The 15,779-nt window shown below is 41.7% G+C and carries 12 protein-coding genes; 6 read left to right on the top strand and 6 right to left on the bottom strand.

Features of this window, described 5'->3' with window-relative positions:
* Positions 1-52 precede the first annotated feature (52 nt).
* Together LVY74_RS05155 and LVY74_RS05150 are read right to left on the bottom strand one after the other, a co-directional pair.
* Positions 53-1,279, bottom strand: coding sequence for an RtcB family protein (locus tag LVY74_RS05155; RefSeq protein WP_237814140.1), 1,227 nt, complete (start codon positions 1,277-1,279; stop codon positions 53-55).
* Positions 1,280-1,539: 260 nt separating this feature from the next.
* Complete coding sequence (locus LVY74_RS05150) at positions 1,540-2,541, bottom strand: ribonuclease Z (RefSeq protein ID WP_237814139.1); 1,002 nt, start codon at positions 2,539-2,541, stop codon at positions 1,540-1,542.
* Positions 2,542-2,773: 232 nt separating this feature from the next.
* On the opposite strand from LVY74_RS05150, the gene rtcR reads away from it, so the two are divergent.
* On the top strand, positions 2,774-4,372 hold the full coding sequence (gene rtcR, locus LVY74_RS05145; protein ID WP_237814477.1) for an RNA repair transcriptional activator RtcR: 1,599 nt from the start codon (positions 2,774-2,776) through the stop codon (positions 4,370-4,372).
* Positions 4,373-4,405: 33 nt separating this feature from the next.
* Here rtcR and LVY74_RS05140 read toward each other — a convergent pair whose 3' ends face one another.
* The gene (locus tag LVY74_RS05140) at positions 4,406-5,035 is read right to left on the bottom strand and encodes an alpha/beta hydrolase (protein ID WP_237814138.1); all 630 of its coding nucleotides are present in this window, start codon (positions 5,033-5,035) and stop codon (positions 4,406-4,408) included.
* 129 nt (positions 5,036-5,164) lie between these two features.
* On the opposite strand from LVY74_RS05140, the gene yaaA reads away from it, so the two are divergent.
* Together yaaA and LVY74_RS05130 are read left to right on the top strand one after the other, a co-directional pair.
* Positions 5,165-5,944, top strand: coding sequence for a peroxide stress protein YaaA (gene yaaA / locus LVY74_RS05135; protein WP_237814137.1), 780 nt, complete (start codon positions 5,165-5,167; stop codon positions 5,942-5,944).
* Positions 5,944-6,576 (top strand): HD domain-containing protein, encoded by a 633-nt coding sequence (locus LVY74_RS05130; RefSeq protein ID WP_237814136.1) that lies wholly within the window; start codon positions 5,944-5,946, stop codon positions 6,574-6,576. Before yaaA ends, LVY74_RS05130 begins: the two co-directional genes overlap by 1 nt.
* Before the next feature lie 6 nt (positions 6,577-6,582).
* On the opposite strand, the gene phrB is transcribed toward LVY74_RS05130, so the two are convergent.
* The 3 genes from phrB to LVY74_RS05115 form a co-directional block, all read right to left on the bottom strand.
* On the bottom strand, positions 6,583-8,013 hold the full coding sequence (gene phrB / locus LVY74_RS05125; RefSeq protein ID WP_237814135.1) for a deoxyribodipyrimidine photo-lyase: 1,431 nt from the start codon (positions 8,011-8,013) through the stop codon (positions 6,583-6,585).
* 95 nt (positions 8,014-8,108) lie between these two features.
* Positions 8,109-8,591 (bottom strand): FKBP-type peptidyl-prolyl cis-trans isomerase, encoded by a 483-nt coding sequence (locus tag LVY74_RS05120; protein WP_237814134.1) that lies wholly within the window; start codon positions 8,589-8,591, stop codon positions 8,109-8,111.
* Positions 8,592-8,741: 150 nt separating this feature from the next.
* On the bottom strand, positions 8,742-10,031 hold the full coding sequence (locus LVY74_RS05115; RefSeq protein WP_237814133.1) for a D-alanyl-D-alanine carboxypeptidase family protein: 1,290 nt from the start codon (positions 10,029-10,031) through the stop codon (positions 8,742-8,744).
* Positions 10,032-10,206: 175 nt separating this feature from the next.
* On the opposite strand from LVY74_RS05115, the gene LVY74_RS05110 reads away from it, so the two are divergent.
* The 3 genes from LVY74_RS05110 (at position 10,207) to LVY74_RS05100 (ending at position 15,770) form a co-directional block, all read left to right on the top strand.
* Positions 10,207-11,904, top strand: a complete 1,698-nt coding sequence (locus tag LVY74_RS05110) for a M61 family metallopeptidase (RefSeq protein WP_237814132.1) — start codon at positions 10,207-10,209, stop codon at positions 11,902-11,904.
* A 321-nt stretch (positions 11,905-12,225) separates the two neighbouring features.
* A complete protein-coding gene (locus LVY74_RS05105; protein ID WP_237814131.1) occupies positions 12,226-13,734 on the top strand; it encodes a hypothetical protein in 1,509 nt (502 codons plus the stop codon).
* Positions 13,725-15,770, top strand: coding sequence for a hypothetical protein (locus LVY74_RS05100; protein WP_237814130.1), 2,046 nt, complete (start codon positions 13,725-13,727; stop codon positions 15,768-15,770). The genes LVY74_RS05105 and LVY74_RS05100 overlap by 10 nt, the downstream gene beginning before the upstream one ends.
* The last annotated feature ends 9 nt before the right edge of the window (positions 15,771-15,779 follow it).

The following is a 15,779-nucleotide window of genomic DNA, read 5'->3' as shown; positions in this document are numbered from 1 at the left end:
TGATCTCTATTTTATAATGCAATATCGCGTTGAATTTTGCGTAAATCCTAATTTATCCTTTGACACAGACCACTTGGCGCAAGGTATAGACGATTTCAACCAAGTCTTGCTGCGCCTGCATCACCGCTTCAATCGGTTTATAGGCTGCGGGAATTTCATCAATCACCGCAGCGTCCTTACGACATTCCACACCTTCAGTTTGTGCAATCTGATCGGCTACACTGAAGCGTTTTTTGGCTTCGGTACGGCTGAAGACACGCCCTGCACCGTGCGAACATGAACAGAAGGATTCCTGATTTCCTAACCCGCGCACAATAAATGATTTTGCACCCATCGAACCGGGAATAATGCCATACTCACCCAAGCGCGCACGAACGGCACCTTTGCGCGTGACCATTACTTCCTCGCCATAGTGTTGTTCTTTATCGACATAGTTATGATGGCAATTTACCGCTTCTACTTTGGCATTGAAGGGTTTATGAATAATTTGGCGTAAGGCATTCATCGCAGCCTGCATCATCAGTTCACGGTTTTTCATGGCAAAGCGCTGCGCCCAACCCACGGCAAACCAGTAGTCATCGAAATGCTCAGTGCCTTCAACCAAATACGCCAAGTCTTTATCGGGCAGGTTGATGAAATACTTTTGCATGTCCTGACGTGCCAATTCAATAAAGTAGTTACCAATCGCATTTCCGACACCCCGAGAACCTGAATGTAACATTACCCAAACCTGATCATGTTCATCTAGACAGATTTCTACAAAGTGATTTCCTGTTCCCAATGTACCCAGTTGGGTACGGTTATTGGTTTTTTGCAAACGTGGATGTTTGGTACAGATCAGCTCAAAATCGGCAACCAGTTCTGCCCATGCCTGATCGACCAGTTCGGGTGGAGTATGCCATGAACCGCGGTCACGCTGTCCTCGGGTTTTGGTCATGCCATGTGGAATCAGACGTTCTAATTCACTGCGTAGACCCAGTAAATGATCGGGTAAATCCGATGCAGTCAATGAAGTGCGTGCTGCCATCATACCGCAGCCAATATCGACCCCCACAGCCGCAGGAATAATCGCACCTTTGGTCGGAATCACGCTACCAATCGTTGCGCCAATCCCCAAATGTACATCGGGCATTACTGCCATCCATTTATAAATAAAGGGCATTTTTGCCGTTTTTAATAATTGTTGCTGGGACGGTTCATCGACAGGGACGCCTTGCGTCCACATTTTAATTGGTACGCCGTGTTGATCTTGAATGATGTTGTAGTTGCGTTTATTCATAAAAAATTCCTTGCTCGGCTATTTGCCATGCGGTTACAAACAGCCATGACGCTTGATTTAAAAAATCTTCATGAGGTGTATTGCAGAAGCTGTGCCAAGGTTGAAAAATTTCTAAGAATATTTTTTAAGATATTGATTATTATGTTGAATATTTTGTTTGAATGGATTTTTAAGGCGTTTAAGAAAGATATTGTCTTTTAGTTTTCTATCTTAAAAGATAGAAAACTATCTTTTAAGATATTTAATTTTGAGTTGATCTGCTACTCATTTGTTGAAGTAGGTTGAGCAAACGCATGCTGTGCCTGAGCAGTTTGCGTCAGCTTGCCATCTGCATCGAGATGATATTGGTCAAAGTCATGCGCAAGCCAAAATTTGCCTGAGTAAAACTGCTGAACCTCTTTTTTAATTTTTTCTGAGCCTTTGGCATCGTGATAACGTGCGCTGAGATGCGTCAAAATGAGCTGTGCTAACTGTGCCTGTTCGGCAAATTTGGCGAGCATTTTTGCGGAGCTATGCATTGGGACAGTGCCGACTTTATCTAACACATCTTGGGTATAAGTGGCTTCATGAATCAGCACATCGGCAGTGGCACAGGCAGCATGAAGCAATTCAGGTTGATCATTATCACCTGCGACAATGGCATGAACCTGCTGAGTTGAGGTACTCAAAAATTGTTGGCTGTTTAAAATCTGCCCATTAAATTCAATATCTTGTCCATTTTGCAAATCTCCCCATGCTTTGCCCTTGGGAACGCCCAGTGTTTTGAGGGCTTCACTATCCAGTTTTTGCTGGGAACGACTTGCTCGCAGACTAAATGCATAACTGGGCACACGATGATGGAGTCGATGCGTTTGAATGGAAAGTGTTGAACTCAGTTGATGCGGTTGCTCAAGCAATGTTTCTACATCAATAAACTCAATCGGGTAGGGCAAATACAGATCGGTGAGTTGGGCGGTGATGTTGAGCCAGTCTTGAATGGCTTGAGGTGCGATGAGAGTCAATGCCTGCTTGCGTGCATTCATCCCCGCGCTGGCTAGTAAACCAATCAGACCATAACAGTGATCGCCATGAACATGGGTAATACAAATCGCTTTGAGTTGCTGTAGCGATAATCGTGCTTGCTGAATGCGTTGTTGAGTGCCTTCACCTGCATCGACTAAAATCCAGTCTTTGCTTTTATCGAGCCCAATCGCAAGCCCAGAAACATTGCGGCTGAGCGTGGGGACACCAGAAGAAGTACCGAGAAAGGTAAAATTTAACATAAGAATAGACAGCTTTTATATTGGGGGTTGTTGATGTTTTATGGTGATGTCTCATCAAAATGATAAGATGAACAAGAGTGGAATAGATCAAAGGTCTGCCACTGAACAATCAGAATAGTGAACACGATGGTTATTCTAAGTCTGCGCTGATGCAAAGTCTAGGCAAGCAGCTGACTGCCTATAGCTTATGAATCATGCTTTTCAATCTTTTAAATCAAATATTTATATGACAATGCCTCATTCTAAAAAAACAGTGGTGATCGGTTTTATTGGTTCAACCCTTGATCAAGGTAAAACTGAGCAACGCTGGCAGCGTTGGCGACCTACCTTAAGCTTGTTGATGCATGACGATCTGGTGGTCGATGAACTGGTGTTGTTGCATGATGCCCGCAGCCAGAAACTGGTCAATTTTCTACAATCGGATATTCGACAGGTTTCTCCCAATACTCAACTGAGTCGGCAGAAAATCGAAATCCGTGATCCGTGGGATTTTGCCGATATGTATGGGGCACTGTATGACTTTGTGAAAAGTTATCCTTTTGATTTGGAGCATTGTGACTATTTATTGCATATCACGACAGGCACGCATGTCGCCCAGATTTGTTGGTATCTATTGATTGATGCGCATTATTTACCTGCCAAGTTGATTCAGAGTTCGCCCACCCATCGACAAAAACCTGAGGGTGAATATCGTATTATTGATTTGGATTTATCACGTTATGCCGCTTTAAATCAGCGTTTTGAACATGAACAATCCGAAAACTGGCAACAGCTAAAAGCACAAATCGCAACAGCAAATTCGGACTTTAATCAACTGATTTGTGAAGTGGAATGTGTGGCGACCCGTTCACATGCTCCAATTTTGTTAATGGGAGCAACAGGCGTAGGTAAGTCGCAGTTGGCAAAGCAAATTTTTCAACTGAAAAAAGACAAGTTTCATTTGACGGGTGCTTTTGTTGAGGTGAACTGCGCCACGCTGTATGGTGATAGTGCCATGTCCGCGTTATTTGGGCATGTCAAAGGCTCCTTTACAGGGGCAGCCAGTCATCGGGCAGGATTACTAAAAACGGCTGATCAAGGCATCTTGTTTTTAGATGAAATTGCCGAGTTAGGACTAGATGAACAAGCCATGTTGCTCAAGGCACTCGAAGATCAGCGCTTTTTGCCTGTTGGTTCAGATCAAGAGGTTCAGGTTGAATTTCAACTGATTGCAGGAACCAATCGTGATTTACGCACTGAGGTACAAGCAGGACGTTTTCGTGAAGATTTATGGGCACGTCTCAACACATGGACATTTTTTCTGCCTGCATTGAAAGATCGTTTGGAAGACCTCGCCCCCAATATTGAGTTTGAATTACAGCGCTTTGCCAATCAGCATCAGCAGCAGTTACATTTTCGGCATGATGCTTGGCAGCGTTATCTGGCATTTGCCCAGTCGGCAGAAGCCACATGGCAAGGCAATTTTCGTGATTTAGGTTCGAGTGTGACCCGTATGGCAACTTTTGCCCAATCGGGTTATATCACTTTGGCAAGCGTAGAGCGGGAAATTCAGCGTTTGCAACAATTGTGGCAACATACACCACCATCTTCGAATTCGGTGTTAGTGCTTGAAGAGCTACTTTCTACTGAGCAGATGACCAAGCTTGATGAATTTGATCGCATTCAGCTTGAAGGGGTGATTCGGATTTGTCAGCAAAGTAAATCTATGGCGGAAGCAGGGCGCAAGTTGTTTGCTGTGTCACGTCAGCAGCGCCAAAGTAGCAATGATAGTGACCGAGTGAAGAAATATTTGGCGCGTTTTGGTTTGACATGGCAGGACATACAGGTCTAAACCTCAACTTTCCTGCCATGAGATACCGATTTTTTATAAACGAATATACTGGCTAATCACTTGGCGCAGTTGCTTTAAATAGCCTGTAAAGAAGTGATTTGCCCCTGGGAAAATGGTGATCGGGTGCTTTTGTGGTTTTGCCCATTTCACCATATCACTTAGCAGGGTAATATCATCTTCTTCGCCATGCACAAACAGCAAATCGCCTTGAATTTCTGGGGTTTGATAGTCGCGTAGACCACGCACCATTGCGGTTGGCAGACCACAAAGCACCAACTGTTTCGGACGTTCTGCAACCTCAAGTGCTGCATAACATTTGGCTAAAACATGTGCACCAAAGCTAAAGCCACCTGCATAAAAATCAAGATTCGGATGTATTGCACGAAGCTGCTGCAAGATCGCCAAAATATCATGGGTTTCGCCAAATCCTTCTTCATGCAAGCCTTCAGTTTGCCCTGCACCACGGAAACTTGGACGGTAAACAATACAGCCACGCTCGGTCAAAATATTCGACAGCAACATCGGCACTTTATGATGCGCCGTGCCCCCTTGCAGCGGGTGTGGATGACAAACAATGGCAAAACTGCGGATCTCTGCCTGTGGGCGGTCAACAAAAACCTCAATTTTCCCAGCAGGGCCTTGTAAAAAAATCGTTTCAGGCATAGGACTCGAAGAGCTTAATTTTAAAGTAGGGGTCATGATTGTACCGATAAACGCCATTAGAAACACAGATTGGCGTTAGAAATAGGGGACTGATATAGTGGGCAAAATATAGCAAAAATGAGGATGTCTATGCTGGCTTTAATTTCACCTGCCAAAACACTGGATTATGAAACTGCATTGCCAAGCAGCAACTTTACTCAGCCGCGTCTTTTGGATCAGTCTGAACAGTTGATTGAGGTCTGCCGTGAGTTGTCAGCGTCACAATTGGCAAGCTTAATGAGTGTCAGTGAAAAAATTGCACAGCTCAATGTGGCACGTTTTCAGGACTGGCAAACCGAGTTTGATCTTGCCAATGCCCGCCAAGCCATTTTTGCATTTAAAGGTGATGTGTACACAGGTTTAGACGCATATGCTCTCAATGATTCACAACTGGATTTTGCTCAGCAGCATTTGCGTATGCTTTCGGGTTTATATGGGCTGCTTCGTCCATTGGATTTGATGATGCCGTATCGTCTGGAAATGGGGACGAAGTTGCAAAACCCACGTGGCAGTAATTTGTATGAATTTTGGGGGAAACGCATTACTGATCTGATTCAGCAAGATTTGCAACATGCCAACAGCAACATTCTGCTCAACCTTGCATCGGATGAGTATTATAAAGCCGTGAAAGAATCACAATTGGATGCTCAAATTATTAAACCTGTGTTTTTGGATCAAAAAAATGGCAAATACAAAGTCATTAGTTTCTATGCCAAAAAAGCCCGTGGTTTAATGGCTCGTTTTGTGATTGAGCAGCAGATTCAACAGGTTGAAGACCTTAAAGCGTTTAATAGCGAAGGCTATTATTTCGATGCTGAAAATTCCAATGCCAAAGAACTGGTGTTTAAGCGTGAGGAACAGACCGCATAATGCCAAGCTTTCAGCAGCAGTTTCGTCAGGCGTGGCAAAAACTTTTACCCCAGTTTTTGCCTGAGCACTGGTCAGTCGAGCAACATGAGCGATGCTTGGAAAAACTGCTGCATGCTTATCAGGAACCTCAACGAGCCTATCATCAGTTACAGCATATTGTGGAATGTCTAGCGTTATTTGAAATCGTGCAAAACCAGATTGAAGATGCTTTAGCCGTGCAACTGGCGATTTTCTTTCACGATGTCGTCTATCAACCGCGTTCGGCAAGCAATGAACAAGAGAGTGCGATGTTGATGCGACAACAACTGGCAGGCGCATTGCCTGAAACCCAGCTCGACAAGATCGCGAATTGGATTTTGGCAACACAGCAACATGCGGTTGCTTCTGAGTCTGATTTGGCGTATTTACTGGATATTGATCTGGCGATTTTGGGTAGTTCACCACAACGCTTTGCTGAATATCAGCAGCAAATCCGACAGGAATATGTGTGGGTGGATGAGCTGATTTATCAGGAAAAGCGTCATGCAGTGCTGCGTCAGTTTTATCTGGCACAGCCTTTGTATCAAACCCGATATTTTCAGCAGCATTATGAGCAGCAAGCCAAAGCCAATTTAAAGCAGGCATTGGCTTAAATTGCTTTAACCCAAAGCTTTAAAGGCTTCAATCGCACGAACCCGACTGCTTTTCAGATCAACGATTGCTTTCGGATAGCCTAAGCCAGCTTTGTAGCCTTTGGCATAAGGCTCATGAATGGTTTTATCGTCTAAAGATTTCAGCTCAGGCACCCAACGCCGTATATAGTCACCATTGGGGTCAAATTTTTCAGACTGACTAATCGGATTGAAAATCCGAAAATACGGTGCGGCATCTGTTCCAGTCGATGCACTCCATTGCCAGCCGCCATTATTGGCTGCTAAATCTCCATCAATCAGATGTTGCATAAACCACTGTTCGCCTTTACGCCAGTCGATCAGTAAATTTTTGGTGAGAAACATCGCGCAAATCATGCGTACCCGATTATGCATCCAGCCCGTTGCGAGCAGTTGACGCATTCCTGCATCGACAATCGGGATGCCTGTTTGACCTTGCTTCCATGCCGCTAAACCTTCAGGATCATCCCGCCATGCAAGTTGCTGGGTTTTCGGCTGAAAAGGCAAGTGTTTAGACACTTGAGGATAGTCAAACAAAATATGCTGATAAAACTCACGCCACAGCAGTTCATCTAGCCAAGTCTGCTGACCTTCATCGGTCAATAAAAACTGTCCCTGCTGTAACCGAAACAAAGCTTGCACGCACTGGCGAATCGACAGAATGCCGATATTTAAATAAGCTGACAATTGGCTTGTGCCTGCTTGGGCAGGAAAGTCGCGTTGCTGTTTGTAGTCGGCTAAGGCATCTTCTAAAAAATGATTCAGTTGTTGCTGTGCATGCGACTCACCAATTGTCCAAAGTTGCTGCTGTTCGATTGGAATGGCGTTATAGCCCAGTTCATGTAGTTCGGGAATTTGCTGTTCTTGTGGCGTAAGTTCAAACGGCACAGATGTCTGAATGGCAATCTCAGGATAGCAGGCAGGCAGTTGCAGATTTAGGCGTTCATAACAGTTTTTCTTAAATGGGGTAAACACCTGATAGGGTTGCCCTGACTGATTGCGAATGTGACCAACAGGAAATAGTGTGCGGTCTTGGTACAGCTCCAGTTGAATCTTGGCTTGAGCCAAGACATCTTGGCAGTGTTTATCCCGCTGTAATTCATGGATACCCAGTTCTACATTGGCATGTACCTGCTGAATCTGAAAGCGCTGACACAGTGCAAGTAAAACAGGTGCGATTTCTTGCCAAAGTGGTACAACCTGAACCATGAGTGGAATATTGTAGCGTTGTAATTGTTGCTGTAACTCGCGTAACTGACGCAGATAAAAGTCCAGTTTAATTGGAGCATCATCATGTTGTTGCCATTGCTGTGGAGATAAGATGACAAGGGCAAGGCAGGCGCTGTGTTGGCTGGCGTGCCATAGGGCAGCGTGATCAGAAATGCGTAAGTCTTGACGAAACCAAATCAGGGTAGGCATAAAATCAAATCAGTTAAAAACTCGATTGCCTAAAAATAGCATAAAAAAAGCAAAGCACGAGGCTTTGCTTTTTCAGATTTGCAAGAGGCAAAATCTTAGTGGTGGTGACCACCTACACCGTGAACGTGACCATGATCAAGTTCTTCTTGAGTCGCATCACGAACTTCAACGATTTCAACTTGGAAAGTCAAATCTTGACCAGCAAGTGGGAAGTTTGCATCAACGATCACTGTGTCGCCTTCAACAGACTTAACAGTTACGATTTGCACGCCGTCATCAGTTTGAGCTTGGAACTGCATGCCCGCTTCGATTTTCTCAACGCCTTGGAACATTTGAGCAGGAACTTCTTGAACGAGGTCAGGGTTATATTCGCCATAACCTTCAGCAGCAGGAACGTTAACAGTCAATTTTTCGCCAACTGTTTTGCCTTCAAGCGCTTTTTCTAAACCAGGAATGATATTGCCTGCGCCGTGCAAATATGCAAGTGGTTCGCCTTGAGACTGGTCAAGTGTTTCACCCTCAGCATTTGTTAGTGTGTAGTGGAATGAAACCACGTGGTTATTTGCAATAGCAGTCATGTTTGTAAATCCATACAGAGTTTTAAAGTCACATCATAAAATGAAAAAACGAATTTGGGGAATGCCAATTCCGAAATTTTCGATGTAGTACATTATTGTAAATGAGTTTGGGGCTGATGCAAAAAAATCAACCCCATTTTTCTTTTGATCTTAAAGAAGCACTTTCGCAGGAGCAGGTTGATCTGCCAGAAATGGTAGTAACTCACTCAACCAATGCCAAAAGCGTTGCCATAAACTTGCGCGTTCAAGTTGTACTTGTGAATGCACCGCAACATCCTCAATCCATTGACCGTTTTGGTAAACCTTTAAGGTTGCCAATTGTAGTGTCTGATTTAAGGGTGCGGTTAACTGCTTTTGGTTGAGGGTGACCTCAATTCGTGTTTGGGTTTTATCAATTGGTTCAATAGTTGTCCCGTTATAGACCAAACGACCACTGTCATTGTTAAAGCTTCGCATATCAATATTGACAGGCTGGTTATATAAAGAGGTGGTCATAAACTGAGTGGTTTGAGGAATAACCTGATATAGGGTTTCTTTACCATCGATCACAGGCAATTGTGCAATCGGCTGTTTCGCTTTAACAACGACTTCATCACGGGTGTAGTTATAGGCTAAATTCATTAAACGATGCGCAACTTCAGCACGCATTATAGGACTTGTTGTGCCTAAGACCACCACAATCAAACGACGCTCTGGCAAGTTTGGATTCATGGTTGGGCGTTTTGCGGTTAAAGCCAAGTTAAAGCCCGCTGCACGAGTAAAACCTGTCTTTAAACCATCCACAGTTGGATCTTGTTTCAGCAAGATATTGGTGGCGTGGTGTGCATGACCATTCCACGAATAACTGGTTTGCTTGGAATAACCTAAATAATCAGGGAATTGCTGAATTAGGGCATCGCCGAGTTTTGCCATATCCGCAGCAGAAGAATAATGCCCATCCATGGTAATCCCAGCAGGATTGGTAAAGTGGGTATCTTTCATGCCTAGCGCTTTGGCTTCTTGGTTCATACGCGCAACGAAGTGCGGCAAATCTCCACCAATACGCTGAGCGAGGGTAACTGCCGCGTCATTTGCAGACATGACCACCAAGCCAGTGAGCAATTGATCAATGGTAATTTTTTGCCCAGGTCGTAGGAACATTTGCGATTCATCAGGCTGAACCACATGCACGACATTGTTGGCAATAATCACATCCGATTTTTTGAGCTTACCCGCTTTTATTTCTTTGAGTGTAATATAGGCAACCATCATTTTGGTTAATGAAGCTGGTGCACGTTGCGCATGGCTATTGTATTCAGCCAATGTTTGACCAGATTGTGGATCGTAAATTGTCCACGCCGCAGCAGGTACAGATTCGGGATCGATATTCAAAATGGCAGCTTGGGTGAAACTTGTGCATAACATGCCCAGCCCTGCAAACCAAGAAATAAAACGTTTCAAAGGACAAATCCTGAGGAGATCAAAAGAACAGGGTTAAGTATCTTCCATGACAAATATTAAAGTTAACTTGATTTACTTCATCTTGTGTACGGAATAACAGCAGTAGCGCATATTAGAGTAAAAAAATGCTAAGCTAAAGCCCTGCATAAACTGATTAAGATTAGAATTCCGACTTATGTTGCACTATCAAATAGAGTTTGACGATTACCAACAGCATCTCATTCATGTGACTTTGCGTTTTGTTGCCAATCCAACACAAGAATTGTGGTTGCCGACATGGATTCCGGGCAGTTACCTGATTCGTGAATTTGCAAAACACATTGAGTCGGTTAAAGCCTATGACGAGGCAGGACGCCAACTGAAAATCAGTAAATTTGAAAAAAATAAATGGCGTTTATTTAACACCGATCATGAGTTGATCACGGTTGAATACGATGTCTATGCTTACGATTTATCAGTGCGTGGCAGTTATGTCGATCAGACGCGTTTCTATGTCAACCCAGCGTGTGTGTGCTTAGGTCTTAAAGATCAGGAAGAAGCTGAATGCGAATTGGAAGTGTTCTTGCCCGATGAGTTTAAGCATTTTACTGTGGCAACAGGCTTGACATCAAAAAGCTTGGTGAAAGGGCGCTATACCTTAAAAGCTGACAACTATATGCAGCTCATTGACAGTCCATTTGAACTAGCAGATCAAACTCGTTTTAGCTTTGAGGTTGAAGGTATTCAACATGAGTTTGTGATTTCAGGTAAACATGCGACCAATGTTGAGCGCCTACAAGCGGATATTCAAAAAATTTGCCAAACTGAAATTCAGATTTTTGGATCAGCACCGTTTAAAAACTATGTGTTTATGACCATGGCCACAGGCAATAGTTATGGTGGTTTGGAGCATCCAAACAGCACCAGTTTAATCACCCCGCGTGATGACTTGCCAAAAGCCAATGAACCAGAAGAGCCATCGGAAGATTATCAGCGTTTCTTGGGGCTTTGCAGCCATGAATATTTCCACTCTTGGTTGGTGAAATATATTCGTCCTGAAAACTTTGTCAATTATGACTTGCACAAAGAAAGCTATACCTCTTTGTTGTGGATTTTTGAAGGTTTCACTTCATATTATGATGATCTGATTTTGCTGCGTAGCGGTGTGATTTCACAAGCATCGTATTTGAAATTACTCAAGGCACAGATTGACCGCTATTTGCAAAATCCGGGTCGTGAGGTTCAGTCGGTTGCCGAGTCAAGTTTTGACACATGGATTAAATTCTACCGTCCAGATGAAAACAGCAATAACGCAGGAACAAGCTACTACAATAAAGGCTGTTTAGTGGCTTTATGTCTAGATTTAGGTTTGCGTTTACGTGGTTCAAGCCTTGATGCTTTGGTACGTAAACTCTATGAAAATGCACAAAAAGGGATTCAGGTGACTGAGCGCACCATTTTTGAGTTGTGTGAAGAGCTAACGGGTCACTCATGGTTAGAGCAAATTAACCATTTGATTTACACCACGGATGAATTGCCACTTGATCAACTATTTCCTGAATTCGGTATTGAATATCAGCTTAAAAATGACAAAACGCAGCCATTTGGTTTAAAACTTGCTGAAAAACCAGAAGGAGTGCTGATTCAACAAGCTCGCCGTGAGGGAGCAGGTGCAAAAGCAGGGCTGTCTGCCAATGATGTTATCGTGGCGATTGATGGCTTAAAGGCTTCTGAAAAGTTGTTAGCTCAATATGCAAAACAACAAGGTGAATGTGTTGTGCATGCTTTCCGCCGTGATGAACTGCTTCAGTTTACAGTTAAGGCGGCTGAAATTGGTTTGGCGACTGTGGATTTGAAAGTGGCGGATCAAGATAAAGTGAGTGCATGGTTATAAATGTTTATTTATATTTTTAAACGATAAGTGATTTATTATTTAAAGTTGATAGTGGTAGGTCGTATTATTCATGCGGTCTACCATATTTTTAAATAGGTCACATTTATTTGAATTTAAATCAATGCATTCTTATTATTTATAATAGTTAAGAAAAAAATATTTTGTTAATTGTGGCTATTTTATCTAATAAAAGAAATTTTTTTATATTCATATCCTATTATTGGAGCGAAAAATAATAATTAAAAAAATTGACATTTAAAATTTTGAACTATATTTTACGCTCCATATACAAATATACACATTTATTAACGTGAGATAATAATGAATAAATTTTTATTAACTGCTAGCGCATTATTGCTGGCATCTACAGCAGTAAATGCGGAAATCATTAAAACGATTGGTGAAGGGAAAGCCTTAATTATAAAGAAAGACCAAAATTTAACACGCAACCAAGCTTTAAATAGTGCTCGTGAAGATGCTGTAACTGCAATGATTATTAAAATTAATGGCCCACAGTCGTTAGTTGATGCCAAACCATTTCTAAGTCAAATCGTTAAACAGGTTGACCCAACATACTATGTGAATTTAGGTAGTCAAACTGATTCAGAAAATAATCTGGTTACCCGAGTAAGTCTTGAAATTGATGATCAGGAATTTCGCTCTATTTTAAATGATTATGGGTTATCTAAAAAGAATAGCCGTACCAGTCCAATTATGATTGTTATGGATGAGTACTTTGGCGTTCCACGCGATAATTCTAAACCAGTCAAAGAGTTCACATCCTATTATAACGATCAAAGTTATAAATATAACGAAAATGCTAAATATAATAGTAATGAAAGTGCAAGTGCTTCTTCTAAAGAAAGTGCATCTGCTCGTAGTCGTGCAAGTTCAGGTTATGCAGGAGGTTATGACAATTATTATGGTGCAGGTGCTTATGCTGGTGGCAGTAGTAGCAGTAGTAGCAGTAAATATGCTGCAGCATCTTCATCAAAATATAATGCATCTGAGAGTGCTAGTTATTCACAGAATGAACAGCAGAATAACATTCAAAGTTTTGTTCGATATGTTGAATATCAAACACCGAGTACTAAACCAGAAAGCGTAAATCAAACCTTAAACAGTATTGCGCAAAATGCAGCCAAGTATGACTTACGTTTAATGGATTCAGACCTATTTAGAAGTAAATATCTAAAAGGTCGCCATATGTCTGTTCAGCAATTGTTGAGTGACTCTGAACTTTCTAAATTCGCAGCCGCTGCTCGCCAAGAGAAAGCAGATTGGTTTATGGCAGGTAGTAGTAATATTTTTGACCGTGGTCGCTCGCCAGTGACAGGACAATATGTCTGTGATGGTGCAGTCAGCTTTAAAGTCTATTCTGTTGATGATGCAACATTAATGACAGGTGAAACACGTACTGAGTCTGCATCTGGTGCGACTGCAGAAGCATGTCGTGCCAATGTTGCTTCTAAACTGGGACAGTTGGCATTAAGCACGATTGGGCCACAGATCTTAAATTATTCTAAAAACAGATCAATGTACGGTAAAGAAATTACAATTTTTGTGAAGAGTGTTTCTAATAATGTTTCTACTCGTTTAGGAGATGATTTGTTTGCTGCTTTAGAAGATATTCAAGGTGCAGACAACATTAATATCCGTACACAAGATGGTCGTTTAGTTGAAATTACGATGACTTATAAAAGTAATAAACCTGTCACTGTTGAGCTTGCAAAAGCATTGCGCAATGTGAGTCCTGTACTGGCATCGGCAGAGCGTAAACAAGAAGGAAATACTGTTACCTTATGTATTGGTGGTACTCAATGCAAATAAAGAAATTCGCTTGGTTATTGCCGTTCCTAAGTTTAAGTGCTCATGCTGAATTGCAAATTTATCCTTCTAAAGGTCTATTTGGTTTAGACCAAGAATGTAAGAAATCTATTGGTGATGAAGATAAAAATTCCCCAATTTCTTGTGATTTTATTCAATCAATTACGCCAAGTATTCGGGCGCAGTTACAGACAAGTTTTGAAGGAACACTTAATCAGGAATTTAAAAATCAGGTTACGCAGCAAATTTTACAAACAACAAAACATAAAACTTATGTTGCTTCGTTAGAAGTGCTGCGAGCAGGTGAGTATTTTGTAGAAAAGCAATCTACAACAGAAGTTTTTACCCCTGTTACATTGAGTTTTAAACTAACAAATATTCTGACGGGTGAGGTGTTATATAGTGAAAGCCTCACTCAGACTCAGCCGATTAAAGTATTAACTGCAGATTTAAACAGTAAAGCAACTAAGCAGCAAATTATGCAGCAATATCAGGCGAATGTTCTGGCCTTGTCTGCACAGTTAGTTAAAAAGGCAAAAGCTGATTTACAGCTTTCCGAGATTAAAACATCTGTCATTGATCAATGGAAATCGTATTTAATTTTAGATAAAGGCTTAAATCAGGGTATTGGACAAAATGATGAATTATCTTCTACGGATGGTGATTTAATTCATGTTGTTTATGCAGATAGTGATTATGCTGTTGCAACTCCAATTTTAGTCAATAATCATGCTAAACAGTTTTCAAAATTAACGTCGAATGTCCGTCATGCAGTCAATAAACCCAAGGCATTAGTGGTTGATGTTGCAACTCTGCAAGGCGAATCAAAAGATTTAGTTGAACAAGTTTTTTCTGATGCAATTGGTGATGGTGCAGCATTTAGTTTGGTGCCTGTGAACAAACGTTACAGTGCTTTAGCACAATCAATCTCAGAGCAAACACAACTTGCACAAGCAGAAGATATTAATCATCGTGAACTGCCTGATTTGTTTATTCGTTTGAATGTCTTACCAACTGTTGCATATGTACAACCTGTCGGTAAAATTACCCAGCAACAGGTTGTGCATAGTGAAGTTTATGCTGAAATGCTGGATCGTTCAGGACGAGTGATTCATGTGGCGCATGCCAGTGATGAAGTTAAGGAGGTGATTTCAGATGGTATGGGATTCTCTTTAGAAAACCGTAAAGAAATTGTTCTCAAGAATGCACTTATTAAACTGGGACAAGAGTTTAAAAAAGGCATTAAATTTACCCGTTCTGATTTAAAAGTCACAGCAAAAGATAGCAATCAAGTCAAAATTGCAGATTCAGGGCAACGCTTAGGTGTTGGTAATAAAATTTATATTTATAATCAACAGAAAATTTCAGGTCGAATGGTTTCAATCCCAACATGGGAAGCAACGATTATTTCTCGAAATCCAAATGAAGCAATTGCGCAGTTAGATGCACCTATTAGTGGGCGAGATAATATCTCGGTTTCGAGTGGAGACATTGTACTTATTCAAAATGCACAGCAGACCGCATCAGATTCGACATATTCTCGTGCAATATGCTCATTTGTTGATACTGAGCAGGTTGGCGATTTAACATCTTCAGCATTTCCAACATTGACCTATTATGCTTTTGCCGAACATTCAAAATATCCGTTTTATGCTACAGGCGGAGCATTACCTGGACAAATGCTTTTTCAGGCATCTGTGAGTTACATGACTCAAAATGCAGGTTTTAAGCAACAACTTAACTTTAAGCCTTTTGTTCCATCGAAGTGTATTCAACCTGTTTTAAAGACCAAACTTAAAATGGATACAGCTAAATGTAATGGAGAGGGAACCTCTTGCAAGGTGAACTCAGACTTTACATTGGGTGTCAGATTTTTTGATCAGAATCGACAAAAAGTAGGTGCGCAAGGCATCCAACAAGAATTTAGTTTAACGGATAGTCAATTTGATAATCGTGAACAAATTTTTAATCTTCAACTACTAGAAATTATTCCTCCTTTACTTAAACAAGTTGTTCAAAAAGCCGATACGGCGAAATAAGGAAAAATC

Source organism: Acinetobacter sp. ME22 (assembly GCF_022012315.1).
GTDB classification, from domain to species: Bacteria; Pseudomonadota; Gammaproteobacteria; order Pseudomonadales; family Moraxellaceae; genus Acinetobacter; species Acinetobacter brisouii_A.
This window is presented reverse-complemented; position numbering and strand designations above follow the sequence as displayed.

Excerpts from the sequence above, each read along its gene's own strand:
- LVY74_RS05110 (WP_237814132.1), top strand. The coding sequence starts at position 10,207 with ATGTTGCACTATCAAATAGAGTTTGACGATTACCAACAGCATCTCATT.
- LVY74_RS05130 (WP_237814136.1), top strand. The coding sequence starts at position 5,944 with ATGCCAAGCTTTCAGCAGCAGTTTCGTCAGGCGTGGCAAAAACTTTTA.
- LVY74_RS05140 (WP_237814138.1), bottom strand. The coding sequence starts at position 5,035 with ATGCCTGAAACGATTTTTTTACAAGGCCCTGCTGGGAAAATTGAGGTT.
- LVY74_RS05150 (WP_237814139.1), bottom strand. The coding sequence starts at position 2,541 with ATGTTAAATTTTACCTTTCTCGGTACTTCTTCTGGTGTCCCCACGCTC.
- yaaA (WP_237814137.1), top strand. The coding sequence starts at position 5,165 with ATGCTGGCTTTAATTTCACCTGCCAAAACACTGGATTATGAAACTGCA.
- LVY74_RS05105 (WP_237814131.1), top strand. The coding sequence starts at position 12,226 with ATGAATAAATTTTTATTAACTGCTAGCGCATTATTGCTGGCATCTACA.
- rtcR (WP_237814477.1), top strand. The coding sequence starts at position 2,774 with ATGCCTCATTCTAAAAAAACAGTGGTGATCGGTTTTATTGGTTCAACC.
- LVY74_RS05120 (WP_237814134.1), bottom strand. The coding sequence starts at position 8,591 with ATGACTGCTATTGCAAATAACCACGTGGTTTCATTCCACTACACACTA.
- LVY74_RS05100 (WP_237814130.1), top strand. The coding sequence starts at position 13,725 with ATGCAAATAAAGAAATTCGCTTGGTTATTGCCGTTCCTAAGTTTAAGT.
- LVY74_RS05155 (WP_237814140.1), bottom strand. The coding sequence starts at position 1,279 with ATGAATAAACGCAACTACAACATCATTCAAGATCAACACGGCGTACCA.
- phrB (WP_237814135.1), bottom strand. The coding sequence starts at position 8,013 with ATGCCTACCCTGATTTGGTTTCGTCAAGACTTACGCATTTCTGATCAC.